We start from the raw sequence: 12,504 nt of genomic DNA, 5'->3' as shown, positions 1-12,504 counted from the left end.
AGTCTTGCTCCTTGTTGTTGAACGGTTAGTGTGACTTCACCGTTTACAAAGCAATGACTGTGCCAGTTTTTATTCTATTGTTTTTAAAGAAAAAATAATATCGCCATTTTCCCTAAGTCAAACTTGAGCAAAAAATTGCGCAGACCTCCCGAAAAAACGGCATCCATTGCGCAAACAGGGATTTATGCTGGAAAGTGAGCAAGAAATTGCGCAGATTTTGCATTTATTCTGTTGGTGGTTGTTTTATGAGCGGGGTGTGTTTGGTTTTTTGTGATTTTTATCACGTTTTTGGTTTTTGCGACCGCTGTGGGTGGAGTGAAACAGAAAGCGGGGAGCAGGGCATTCCACGCCGTTACAGTTATCGGGTAACGGTGAAGTTTTGCTGCTGAGGTAGGAAGAGCGGCCGGTTAATCCTGAATAAACCGGTAGGGGGAAATGATGATGCCAGTGTGTTTAGCACATTGTTGTGCCGTGAGATATCCCGCCAATAGTTAGAGGAGGGCTAGCCGTCATGGGAAAACAGCACCTAACTAACGCTAGTAATCATCGAGGAGCGGGATTTCTTATTTCATTTTCTTACAAACAGAAAACCCCTGATGGTGATTCAGGGGTTGTCGGGAGAGACATGAAATGCACGTGCAGTTCACGTGCATAATTTAGTCCTTTTATAGTCCAGTCGCTGTCAGGCTTGTGTCTTTAACTGATTGTATTTAAAGACGCTGTCCTGCTGCTGTCCTATCAAATGTGGTGGAGCTGGGGGGATTTGAACCCCCGTCCGAAATTCCTACACCGTCGGTACTACATGCTTAGTCTGGTCTTTACATTCGCTTGTCAGCTGCGGACAGACACGCCACTAACAAACTAGCCTGATTGGATTTAACGCTTCAACCCCAGGCAGGGCATCCACGCGATCTCTTTTAGGTTTGACCTCTCTTGATCCCCGTCCTAAGAGCGGAGGCTAGGGAGAGAGGACACCTTCAGTTTCTTAGGCTGATTAAGCTGCTAAAGCAGCAGGTGCGAAGTTTTCGTCGTTTGCGACTATTTTTTTGCGGCTTTTTACGAGGCCAACCGCCCCTCGGCATGCACCTTGGGTTTCGCGAATCCCGTCGAATCCAGAATCAGCCCCAAGATATTGTGCCATTATAACAGAAAGAGGGTTCGCTATGCTAGCAACTGTTAGCGTGAGGCCTTTTTCATGATGCGCGCTTTATCCAGCTTCCATTCACGCTCTTTGATGTCTTCACGCTTGTCGTGTTCTTTTTTGCCTTTTGCTACGCCAATCTTGACCTTGCACCAGGCGTTTTTCCAGTACAACGATAGCGCAACTACCGTATAACCTTCACGGTTAACGCGACCGTAGAGTGAATCCAGCTCGCGCTGATTCAACAATAGTTTACGGGTTCGGGTCGGGTCACACACGACATGGCTGGAAGCACCGTGCAGAGGCGTGAATGTGGCACCGAACAGGTAGGCTTCACCGTCACGCATCAGGACATAGCAGTCACTGATGTTGGCTTTGCCCGCACGCAGTGATTTGACTTCCCACCCCTGAAGAGCCAGCCCTGCTTCAATCTCTTCTTCTATGAAGTATTCATGGCGGGCGCGCTTGTTGAGCGCAATGGTCGCTGAACCGGGTTTATGTGCTTTTTTCTTTGTCATAGTGTCGTCATTATACTGGTTGTTGCTGTGAATGAAATCCCTCGTTGGTGTTGATGCCGTTCTTTGTGAACGGGTGCGATGTTCCTCGCAGAATGGTTGTCTGACTGCTCATCGATGGTATGATTTTGCGCGTTTTATGAATCACGGAAAATTGTATGCCTAAAATCAGCCGGTCTGCGCTGGTCCCATTCAGTGTCGAGCAGATGTATAAATTAGTGAATGATGTTTCCTCTTATCCAGCTTTTTTGCCAGGGTGTACCGGTAGCCGGGTGCTGTCTTCCTCCGAAAATGAAATGACCGCCGCGGTTGATGTATCCAAAGCCGGTATTAGCAAGACATTCACTACCCGCAATACGCTCATTGATAACCAATGCATTTTAATGCAGTTGGTGGATGGCCCGTTCCGTAAACTGCGCGGGGACTGGCGTTTTACGCCGTTGAGCGATGATGCCTGCAAGGTGGAACTGAATCTGGATTTTGAGTTCAAGAATGCACTGATTGAACTGGCATTCGGTAAAATTTTCAAAGAGTTGGCCAACAACATGGTGCAGGCATTCACCCAACGCGCCAAAGAGGTCTACTGTGGCTGATATTCATGTTGAAGTGGTTTACGCATTGCCGGATCGGCAGTATTTACGACCACTAACGTTGGAAGCCGGGAGCACGGCAGAGCAGGCCATTCAGGCATCCGGCTTGCTAGCGTTGCGACCGGATATTGATCTGGGCGTCAATAAAATCGGTATTTTTAGCCGACCGGCGAAATTAAGCGATGTACTCAATGATGGCGACCGGGTGGAAATTTATCGGCCGTTGTTGGCTGATCCTAAAGAGCTGCGGCGTCAGCGAGCGGAGCGTTCAAAAAATAAGGCACGGTGACGTGCCTTATTTTTTGTGCCGATCATTTGGGAATAACAGTGGCGAGCTTATTCACTTACTGCGCTTGCAACGTGGGTTTGTTATCCACATTAGCCAGTACACCTTGACTGTTGAAAGTCAGTGTCAGCGTTTGTTGCTTCACGGCTTGATGGCCCGGTTGCTGACGGAAGACGTAATACCAGGTATCTGATCCAAACGGATCCTGCAGCATGGGGGTGCCCAGCGTGTAGATGACTTGCTGTTTGGTCATTCCGTTATGAATTTTGGCAACGTCAACGGAGGAAAGGTAATTCCCCTGGTTGATGTCAGGCCGATAGACGACTCGCTCCAGTGTGGAACAACCGGCAGTCAACATAACAACAACCACCGCAGCGACGACAGTCAGCGTTTTACAGCGCATAGTGATTACATTCCTTAAGGGCATAGGTTGCAGATGATAATAGACCTTGCCTGACTTGAAAACCTGCAAGACGTCTGTAAGACCGCGGGAATTCGAAAAAGTTGACCTCCACTAAGCTGCGAGCAATTCTCTGGCGTTTGCCAGGGTATTTTTGGTAACGGCTGAGCCGCCAAGCAGACGCGCCAGTTCCTGCAGTCGTTCACGTTTAGCTAATGGCTGCATCAGGGTTTCCGTGGCGGCGCCATCGGTGTGTTTGCTGACAAAGTAGTGGTGGTGACCACATCCGGCCACTTGCGGAAGGTGGGTCACGCACATGACCTGAGTCGATTGCCCAAGTTGGCGCAGCATTTTGCCGACAATCGCCGCCGTCGGGCCGCTGATACCCACGTCCACTTCGTCAAAAATAAGCGCTGGGGTATCCATCTTGCGGGCGGTGATCACCTGAATGATAAGTGCGATGCGTGACAGCTCGCCCCCCGAAGCCACTTTTACCAGTGGCTGGTGAGGTTGACCGGGGTTGGTGGTGACACAGAATTCAATGTGATCAGCACCGGTAGCGGTCAGTGAGTCTGGAGAGAAGGTCACCTCAATCGTGAAATGGCCGTGCGGCATCGCCAGTTCATGCATATTGGTGGTGATCAGTTGCGCCAGCTCGATGGCGTGCTGGCTGCGCCGGATGTGAAGCTGTTCGGCCACATGCAGCGCCTGTTGATGAAATTCCTGTACTGCGCGGCTCAGGGTTTCATGATCGCTTTCTTGCTGCTCCAGCAGTTGTTGTTCCTGTAATAACTGTTGATGAAACGCGGGAAGTTCTTCCGGAGTGACGTGATGTTTACGTGCCAGCGTTAATTGACGCGACAGGCGCTGTTCCAGTTCGTACAGTCGGATTGGGTCCAAATCCATACGGTCACAGTAATGACGCAACTCGTCGCCGGCTTCGCTGATGTGAATGCTGGCTTCTTCTAGCATGGAAAACACGCCGGAGAGTTTTTCATCCATGCTGACCAACTCCGATAACTGATGTTTGGCGTTGTGTAACATGCCAAGCACATTCTGGTCTTCGTTTTCGCTGAGAATCTGCAGCGTCTGCTGGCTGAGCGACATCAGTTGCCCGCTGTTGGCGAGCCGCTTGTATTCGACGTCGATTTGCTCGTATTCACCCGGCTGGGGGGCGAACTCGTTAAGCTCCTTGAGCTGATACTGCAGCAATTCCCGACGCGCTTCCCGCTCGATGGTCGCTTGCTGGTGTTGCGCCAGCTCACGGCAACTCTGGTGCCATTGCTGCCAAACCTGACGCATGGCGCAAAGCAGCTGAGATTCGTCGGCGTAGGCATCCAGCAGGTGGCGTTGATGTTCTGGTTTGAGCAACAACTGGTGAGCGTGCTGACCGTGGAGTTGAATCAGGTGCTGACCCAGTTCACGCAGTTGCGACAGCGGCACCGCCGTCCCATTGATGAATGCACGGGAGCGGCCGTCTGCACCGATGACGCGACGCAACAGGCATTCGTTGTTGTCATCAAGCTGATTGTGCTCCAGCCAGCGCAACGCGGCTGGCGTATCCGCTAGCGAGAAACGAGCGCAGATGTCGGCGCGACCGGCGCCGGGACGCACCATGCTGGCATCGGAGCGGTTGCCGAGACAAAGACCCAGAGCATCGATAGCAATGGATTTCCCCGCCCCGGTTTCACCGGTAATGACGCTCATCCCTGCCTGAAAATCAATTTCCAGTTCGCGCACTATGGCGAAATTACTGATTGTGAGTTGCGCCAGCATGATAATTTCCTGTATGTAATAACACCTGTTATTGCATACAGTATAGACTGGTTTTTTGTACAGTAAAGTAGCCAGCGCGACTTTCAGAATAATTTTTTAGACCAACCGAGCTTGCTGCTTAATGTATTGAAATAGCTATAATTTTCAGGATGAATGAGATTCAGGTGATACTGGCTGCGCTGAATACACACCTCTTCACCTTCCTGAACCGGCAGAGCAATCTGGCTGTCGCAGCTGATTTCCAGGTCCTGGGTGATATGGGAAAACTTCAGCCGGATGGAGCTGCTGCTGTTGATCACCAGCGGCCGTGCCGACAAGGTGTGCGGGAACATCGGTACCAGTGCGATCGCATCCAGCGATGGGGTCAGGATCGGGCCGCCGCCGGATAGCGAATAGGCCGTGGAGCCGGTGGGGGTGGAAATAATCAGGCCGTCGGAGCGCTGGGAGAAAGCGAACTTGTCATCAATATAGACTTCAAATTCAATCATGTGCGCCACTTTACCTGGGTGCAGCACCACTTCGTTGATGGCGGTGCTGCTGCTGTTGGGATGGTTGGCGCGGCACACTTGTGCTTCCAGCATGAAACGTTGTTCACGGATGTAGCGGCCGGCCAGCACTTCGCTCAGTTGCTGCTGGGTGTGATCCGGGTCGAGATCGGTGAGAAAGCCGAGATTACCGCGGTTGACGCCAATCACGTTGATATTGTATCGCGACAGGACGCGCGCGGCACCCAGCATGTTGCCGTCGCCGCCGACAACCACCGCCAGGTCGGCCTGTTGGCCGATTTCCGACAGGCTGCCGGTATCGGCCTCTGTCAACTGCAGTTCGCGGGCTACTTGTTGTTCAACCACCACGCGGTAACCCTGGGCGCGTAGCCAGTGATACAACATTTCATGGGTGGTCAATGCATGCGGGTGACGCGGATGGCCAACAATGCCAATGCAGTTAAACGGTCTGTTCATTTGGGTGCTTTATCCTCATGAGAACACCGGCCGCTCACGGTTTTCGGACCGAAAATCGGACCAACAATATGTGAGTGGTTCCCTTGAAACCCCGGTTTTGATCCCCATAATAAGCGAACTAGCGAGATGAATGCGAAAAACGCGGAGAATTTCATGAGTAGTAAAGAACAGAAGTCGCCTGACGAGCAAGTCTTGGATCAAAAGGAAACGGAGCAAGGTCAGCAAGCGGGTGCCGTGCCGGAGACGACGGATCTCGCTGACCCGCGTGAAGAACGTATCGCCGAATTGGAAGCGCAACTGAACGATCTCCAGCAGCGTGAACGTGAAAACGCATTGCGTGCCCGCGCCGAGATGGAAAACGTCCGTCGCCGTGCCGAACTGGATGTGGAAAAAGCGCATAAATTCGCCCTGGAGAAGTTTGCCGGTGAAATGCTGCCGGTGATTGATAACCTGGAGCGGGCGCTGGAAATGGCGGATAAATCCAACGAAGCGCTTTCCGGCATGATCGAAGGGGTTGAGCTGACGCTGAAGGCGATGCTTTCCGCGGTGAGCAAGTTTGGCATTGAGGTTGTGGCTGAGGTGAATGTGCCGTTTAATCCGGAGATTCACCAGGCGATGACGCTGATCGAATCAGCCGATCATGAACCGAACCATGTGATGATGGTAATGCAAAAAGGCTATACCCTGAACGGCCGCTTGCTGCGTCCTGCAATGGTTGCCGTTTCCAAAGCCAAAGAGTAATGCTTTGGATTACCTCGGGGAGTCGTCTGCGGACGCCTTCCCGGCGGATTCAGCGGCTCTTCTTTTTTCTGCTTTATTTTCGCCTCGTTACGCTCAATAAACAGTTATGCCTGCCGTGTAAGCCTTCTTTTCCCTGCGTCGTCCTGTAAAGCGGTGAGTTAGTCCGTTATTTATTGTTCGTTTTTATGTTTATATTTTGTTAATCTTTATGTGTCGAAACATGTGTCGCTTGTCAAGCAGATGCATCATTATCATTACCTATCAGAGCAATCATTTCTTTCACTCCAAATGCACTTGATAATCATTATCAACTTTGCGAGAGTAATAAAACAATAGCGTTAGAAGGGTTACTCATATGCCGGGGAGTCGTGTAGTGGAGTCAGTCAGCCGAACATCAAGAAAGCTCAAGCTTTCGCTGATGGGGCCGGCCTTTATCGCGGCGATCGGTTATATCGATCCCGGTAATTTCGCCACCAATATTCAGTCGGGCGCATCCTATGGCTACCAACTACTGTGGGTGGTGGTGTGGGCTAACCTGATGGCGATGTTGATCCAGTTACTTTCCGCCAAACTGGGGATTGCGACGGGTAAAAACCTGGCAGAGCATATTCGCGATCGCTTTCCTAAACCCGTTGTCTGGGCTTATTGGGTACAGGCTGAAATCATCGCCATGGCGACGGACCTGGCGGAGTTCATCGGCGCGGCGATCGGCTTTAAATTATTGCTGGGGGTATCGCTGCTGGAAGGGGCGATCCTCACCGGTATCGCTACATTCCTGATACTCATGTTGCAACAACGTGGGCAAAAACCGCTGGAAATGGTGATTGGCGGTTTGTTGTTGTTCGTGGCGGCGGCGTACATCGTCGAATTGATATTTTTGCGGCCTGAACTGGTTTCTCTGGCCAAAGGCATGGCGATGCCCAGTTTGCCGAATTCCGACGCCGTATTACTGGCGGCCGGCGTTTTGGGCGCCACCATCATGCCGCATGTGATTTATCTGCATTCGTCGCTGACGCAGCAGCAGAGCCACATAACCCGTGCCGAGCGCTATTCCGCCACCAAGGTGGATGTGGCGGTGGCGATGACCATTGCCGGGTTTGTCAATCTGGCGATGATGGCGACGGCAGCGGCGGCATTTCACTTTAGCGGCAACACTTCAGTTGCCGAACTGGACGAGGCGTATCTGACGCTGAAACCACTGCTGGGGCAGGCCGCGGCGACCATTTTTGGCCTGAGCCTGGTCGTGGCAGGGCTGTCTTCCACGGTGGTGGGGACGTTAGCCGGGCAGGTGGTGATGCAAGGTTTTGTGCGTTTCCATATTCCGCTGTGGGTTCGCCGAGTGGTGACCATGCTGCCGTCGTTTATCGTGATTTTGTCCGGCATGAATCCTACCCGCGTGCTGGTGTTAAGCCAGGTGCTGTTAAGCTTCGGTATCGCGCTGGCGCTGATCCCGCTACTGGTTTTTACCGGTAATCGTGAGTTGATGGGAAATCTGGTGAATAGTCGCCGGGTGCAGAATACGGGTAAGGTCATTGTTTGTCTGGTGATTGCTCTCAATTTGTATCTGGTGCTGGATACGCTGTTGGGATAAGTGCCGCCTGCTTTTCGTTGCGCCTCCGCTGGTCGGGGGCGTTTGTTTTTTTATGGTTTCGACTTGCCGCCTTCATCGTTTGATCACGTGCAATTCGACGGTGCCCGGCCTATTATCTGAAGCTGATTTTTGATACAGAGATGCAATTATGTCGGCGCCGATTACTATCGTTGAGAAAAAGCTGTTATCCGATCACTGGTTTGTCTTGCATAAATACGTGTTCGATTTGAAGCGGAAGAATGGCGGCACCGTGCGTCAGATGCGGGAAGTGTATGATCGTGGCAACGGTGCGACCATCTTGCTGTACAACCGGGTAAAAGGCACGGTTGTTCTGACGCGTCAGTTCCGGATGCCGACGTATCTGAACGGTAATGAAAGCGGGATGTTGCTGGAGGCTTGTGCCGGTCTGCTGGACGATCAATCGCCGGAACAGTGTATTCGTAATGAGGCGATTGAAGAAACCGGCTACCGGGTCGGCCAGGTGGAGAAGTTGTTCGAAGCCTATATGTCGCCGGGCGGAGTGACCGAACTGCTGCATTTCTTTGCGGCGGAATATGATGAGGCGCAAAAACGGACTTCCGGCGGTGGCGTGGAAGACGAAGATATCGAAGTGTTGGAATTGCCGTTTAGTGAAGCGATGGCGATGGTCAAAGATGGCCGTATCAAAGATGGTAAAACCATCATGTTGTTGCAGCATGCACAGATTAACGGCTGGTTTGCCGATGCACGCTAACCGCGTGATAAAACCGTAGATGACAAGGGGCCGACAGGCCCCTTTTTGCTGAGGGCGAAACCGTGGTTAAAGCTGAGCGGCTAACAGATCTTCCTGTTTCTGTTGGTCTGCCGCAAACAAGCGGATGCCCTCAGAGAGTTTTTCCACCGCCATCGGGTCCTGATTGTGCTGCCAGCGGAATTCGGTTTCCGACAGCGGCGTCGGCTGATGGAAGCCTTCGGTCGACGGGCTGAGAATGCGCTTCACCGGTGCGGTGCTGTTTTTCAACTGTTCCAGTAGCGGTGGGGCGATAGTCAGGCGATCGCACCCGGCCAGCGCCAGAATTTGTTCCACCTTGCGGAAGCTGGCGCCCATCACGATGGTGCGATAGCGATGCTGTTTGTAGTATTCGTAAATACGCTGCACCGACAGTACGCCGGGGTCCTGTTCGGCATCGTAGTTGGCGGAAGGTTGCCTGGCTTGATACCAGTCGTAGATGCGGCCGACAAACGGCGAAATCAGATAGACGCCGGCTTCCGCGCAGGCACGAGCCTGTGCAAACGAAAACAGCAACGTCAGATTGCAGTTGATCCCTTCTTTTTCCAGCTCTTCAGCGGCGCGAATTCCTTCCCAGGTGGCGGCCAGCTTAATCAGAATACGCGAGCGATGTACGTCTTTTTCCTCATACATCGCGATCAGTTTGCGGGCTTTTGCCACACACATGCCGCGATCAAACGACAAACGGGCATCCACTTCGGTGGAGACTCGCCCAGGAATGCTATTGAGTATTTCCGTACCGATGTTGACCGCTAGGCGGTCGCTGGCATTGATGAGCTGGGTTTCTCTGGAGCCGCCTTGTTGACGGGCATACGCCAGCGCATCGGTAAACAGCGGCTGATAAGCGGGCAGGCTGGCGGCTTTCAGAATGAGTGACGGGTTAGTAGTAGCATCCTGCGGTAAAAAGTGGCGAATCGACTCGATGTCGCCGCTGTCTGCCACTACCACGGTAAATTGTTTCAATGCGTCTAGCTGGTTCATGGCCTGGCTCCCTGAAGAGAAATTTAGCGGAATCACACTGCAGGATTTTGAGGTGGAATGACATGCGTTTTTTCTGATTGCGCAGTCATCAGCAGGTGTGATCCTCTATGCTGTCATAAAGGCTAAGCATAGCTAATTTGTCATAAGTCTGCCGTTAAGGCGGGATAAATAGAGACAGTCGTGCTTATTTCCCGGCATTTTTCTCTGCGTGCTGCTTTGTGTTTTTCCGGTGTTTTCGCCGGAAAGCGGGCGTTGCGGTGAGTGATTTTCACTCTCATTAATTAACTATATTAAGCGGTATTCCGTTGCGGATTTTGTAATGCTTCATGGTTTCGCAAATCACAGACACGATAAACTGGGTGGCCCGCTACCCTACTAACAAAGCGATAAGACAAGGTAATTAGCTATGGATGAACAACTGAAACAAAGCGCACTGGACTTCCATCAATATCCGGTGCCGGGAAAAATCCAGGTCTCCCCGACCAAGCCTCTGGCCACGCAGCGCGATCTGGCGCTGGCTTATTCTCCAGGCGTCGCCGCACCTTGTCTGGAAATTGCTGAAGATCCGCTGGCCGCTTACAAATATACCGCGCGCGGTAATCTGGTGGCCGTCATTTCCAACGGTACTGCGGTGCTGGGGCTGGGTAACATCGGCGCACTGGCCGGTAAACCGGTAATGGAAGGCAAAGGGGTACTGTTCAAGAAGTTTTCCGGCGTCGATGTGTTTGATATCGAAGTGGATGAACAGGATCCGGACAAACTGATCGACGTGATCGCGGCGCTGGAGCCGACTTTCGGCGGCATTAACCTGGAAGATATCAAAGCGCCGGAGTGCTTCTATATTGAGCAGAAGCTGCGTGAACGCATGAAGATTCCGGTCTTCCACGACGACCAACACGGCACCGCCATCATTTGTACCGCCGCGGTGCTAAACGGTCTGCGCGTGGTGGAAAAACAGATTTCCGACGTCCGGCTGGTGGTGTCGGGTGCGGGTGCCGCATCCATTGCCTGTCTGAACCTGCTGGTGGCGCTCGGTTTGAAGCATGAAAACATCGTGGTATGCGATTCCCGCGGCGTGATTTACAAAGGTCGTGAAGCCAACATGGCGGAAACCAAGGCGGCGTACGCTATTGATGATAACGGCAGCCGTTCGCTGGCCGATGTCATTCCGAACGCGGACATTTTCCTCGGCTGTTCCGGCCCCGGCGTGCTGACGCAGGATATGGTGAAAACCATGGCGCCGCGTCCGCTGATCATGGCGCTGGCTAACCCGGAGCCGGAAATTCTGCCGCCGCTGGTAAAAGAAGTGCGCCCGGACGCCATCGTGTGTACCGGTCGTTCCGACTACCCGAACCAGGTCAACAACGTACTGTGCTTCCCGTTCATTTTCCGCGGTGCGCTGGATGTAGGGGCGACGACCATCAATGAAGAGATGAAGCTGGCCTGCGTGCATGCGATTGCCGACCTGGCGCTGGCGGAGCAGAGTGAAGTGGTGGCGTCCGCCTATGGCGATCAGGATCTCTCCTTTGGGCCGGAGTACCTGATTCCGAAACCGTTTGATCCGCGTTTGATCATCAAGATCGCGCCGGCGGTAGCGAAAGCGGCGATGGAGTCCGGCGTGGCGACCCGCCCGATTGAAAACTTCGACGATTACATCGAGAAGCTGACGCAGTTCGTCTACAAAACCAACCTGTTCATGAAGCCGGTCTTCTCTCAGGCGCGCACCCAGCCGAAGCGTGTGGTGCTGGCGGAAGGGGAAGACCCGCGCGTGCTGCACGCAACGCAGGAACTGGTTTCGCTGGGGTTGGCGTTCCCGGTGCTGATCGGCCGTCCTGGAGTGATCGAGAAACGCATTCAGAAGCTGGGCTTGCAGATAGCCATCGGCAAGGATTTCGAGGTGGTTAATAACGAATCCGATCCGCGCTTCAAAGCCTACTGGACCGAATACTTCGAGATGATGAAACGCCGCGGCGTATCGCAGGAACAGGCGCAGCGCGACATGCGTGCCAACCCGACACTGATTGGTTCTATCATGGTGCATCGCGGTGAAGCGGATGCGATGATCTGCGGTACGGTCGGTAATTATGAAGAGCACTTCGGTGTGGTGGAGAAAGTGCTCGGCTACCGTGAAGGCGTACATGTCGCGGGGGCGATGAATGCACTGCTGCTGCCGAGCGGCAACACCTTTATCGCTGATACCTATGTCAACCCGGACCCGACGCCGGAACAATTGGCGGAAATTACCCTGATGGCAGCCAGCACCGTGCGCCGTTTTGGTATTGAGCCTAAAGTGGCGTTGCTGTCGCATTCCAGCTTCGGCACCTCCGATTCGCCGACAGCGAAGAAAATGCGCGCCACGCTGGCGCTGGTTAACAAGATGGCTCCGGATCTACAGATTGATGGCGAGATGCACGGCGATGCCGCGCTGGTGGAAGCCATTCGTCGTGAGCAGATGCCGAACAGCCCGCTGAAAGGGGCGGCTAACATCCTGATCATGCCGAACATGGAAGCAGCGCGTATCAGCTATAACCTGCTGCGCGTTTCGTCTTCCGAGGGGGTGACCGTCGGGCCGGTGCTGATGGGTGTGGCGAAACCGGTACACATTCTGACGCCGATCGCCTCTGTGCGCCGTATCGTCAACATGGTGGCGCTGGCCGTGGTGGAAGCACAGACAGCACCGCTGTAATGGCGTTGATTGTCGGCAAAATTGCGGGCAAAAAAACCAAACCGGCAGATCTCTCTGCCGGTTTTT

Annotated in this window: 11 protein-coding genes and 1 other RNA gene; 6 read left to right on the top strand and 6 right to left on the bottom strand. The window is 53.1% G+C overall.

The features are described 5' to 3' along the window. Positions 1-745: 745 nt before the first annotated feature. Positions 746-1,126: a transfer-messenger RNA gene (gene ssrA / locus DCH402_RS21635) on the bottom strand. A gap of 50 nt (positions 1,127-1,176) precedes the next feature. Next, positions 1,177-1,659, bottom strand: coding sequence for an SsrA-binding protein SmpB (smpB, locus tag DCH402_RS16445; protein WP_040002292.1), 483 nt, complete (start codon positions 1,657-1,659; stop codon positions 1,177-1,179). A 155-nt stretch (positions 1,660-1,814) separates the two neighbouring features. On the opposite strand from smpB, the gene DCH402_RS16440 reads away from it, so the two are divergent. Both DCH402_RS16440 and DCH402_RS16435 read left to right on the top strand, forming a co-directional pair. After that, positions 1,815-2,249, top strand: coding sequence for a type II toxin-antitoxin system RatA family toxin (locus DCH402_RS16440; RefSeq protein ID WP_040002291.1), 435 nt, complete (start codon positions 1,815-1,817; stop codon positions 2,247-2,249). Next, positions 2,242-2,535: an RnfH family protein gene (locus DCH402_RS16435; protein ID WP_040002290.1), complete on the top strand. Its 294-nt coding sequence runs from the start codon at positions 2,242-2,244 to the stop codon at positions 2,533-2,535. The genes DCH402_RS16440 and DCH402_RS16435 overlap by 8 nt, the downstream gene beginning before the upstream one ends. A 55-nt stretch (positions 2,536-2,590) precedes the next feature. On the opposite strand, the gene bamE is transcribed toward DCH402_RS16435, so the two are convergent. From bamE to nadK, 3 genes are all read right to left on the bottom strand, one after another. After that, a complete protein-coding gene (gene bamE / locus DCH402_RS16430; protein ID WP_012770966.1) occupies positions 2,591-2,935 on the bottom strand; it encodes an outer membrane protein assembly factor BamE in 345 nt (114 codons plus the stop codon). Positions 2,936-3,046: 111 nt separating this feature from the next. Beyond that, positions 3,047-4,708, bottom strand: a complete 1,662-nt coding sequence (gene recN, locus DCH402_RS16425) for a DNA repair protein RecN (protein ID WP_040002289.1) — start codon at positions 4,706-4,708, stop codon at positions 3,047-3,049. 83 nt (positions 4,709-4,791) lie between these two features. Beyond that, positions 4,792-5,670 carry an NAD(+) kinase gene (nadK, locus tag DCH402_RS16420; RefSeq protein WP_040002288.1) on the bottom strand — a complete coding sequence of 293 codons (879 nt, stop codon included), beginning with the start codon at positions 5,668-5,670 and terminating at the stop codon, positions 4,792-4,794. A 153-nt stretch (positions 5,671-5,823) separates the two neighbouring features. Between nadK and grpE the strand changes: the two genes are divergently transcribed. From grpE to nudK, 3 genes are all read left to right on the top strand, one after another. After that, positions 5,824-6,411 carry a nucleotide exchange factor GrpE gene (grpE, locus tag DCH402_RS16415; RefSeq protein WP_040003675.1) on the top strand — a complete coding sequence of 196 codons (588 nt, stop codon included), beginning with the start codon at positions 5,824-5,826 and terminating at the stop codon, positions 6,409-6,411. Positions 6,412-6,766: 355 nt separating this feature from the next. Continuing rightward, positions 6,767-8,002, top strand: coding sequence for an Nramp family divalent metal transporter (locus DCH402_RS16410; protein WP_071604729.1), 1,236 nt, complete (start codon positions 6,767-6,769; stop codon positions 8,000-8,002). Positions 8,003-8,150: 148 nt separating this feature from the next. Continuing rightward, on the top strand, positions 8,151-8,735 hold the full coding sequence (nudK, locus tag DCH402_RS16405) for a GDP-mannose pyrophosphatase NudK (RefSeq protein ID WP_040002286.1): 585 nt from the start codon (positions 8,151-8,153) through the stop codon (positions 8,733-8,735). A gap of 66 nt (positions 8,736-8,801) precedes the next feature. Here the strand turns inward: nudK and tal are convergent, their stop codons facing one another. After that, on the bottom strand, positions 8,802-9,752 hold the full coding sequence (tal, locus tag DCH402_RS16400; RefSeq protein WP_040002285.1) for a transaldolase: 951 nt from the start codon (positions 9,750-9,752) through the stop codon (positions 8,802-8,804). 406 nt (positions 9,753-10,158) lie between these two features. On the opposite strand from tal, the gene maeB reads away from it, so the two are divergent. Further along, the gene (gene maeB, locus DCH402_RS16395; RefSeq protein ID WP_040002284.1) at positions 10,159-12,438 is read left to right on the top strand and encodes an NADP-dependent oxaloacetate-decarboxylating malate dehydrogenase; all 2,280 of its coding nucleotides are present in this window, start codon (positions 10,159-10,161) and stop codon (positions 12,436-12,438) included. Positions 12,439-12,504: the final 66 nt, after the last annotated feature.

Origin of the sequence: Dickeya chrysanthemi NCPPB 402 (assembly GCF_000406105.1) — a bacterium.
Classification (GTDB): domain Bacteria; phylum Pseudomonadota; class Gammaproteobacteria; order Enterobacterales; family Enterobacteriaceae; genus Dickeya; species Dickeya chrysanthemi.
This window is presented reverse-complemented; position numbering and strand designations above follow the sequence as displayed.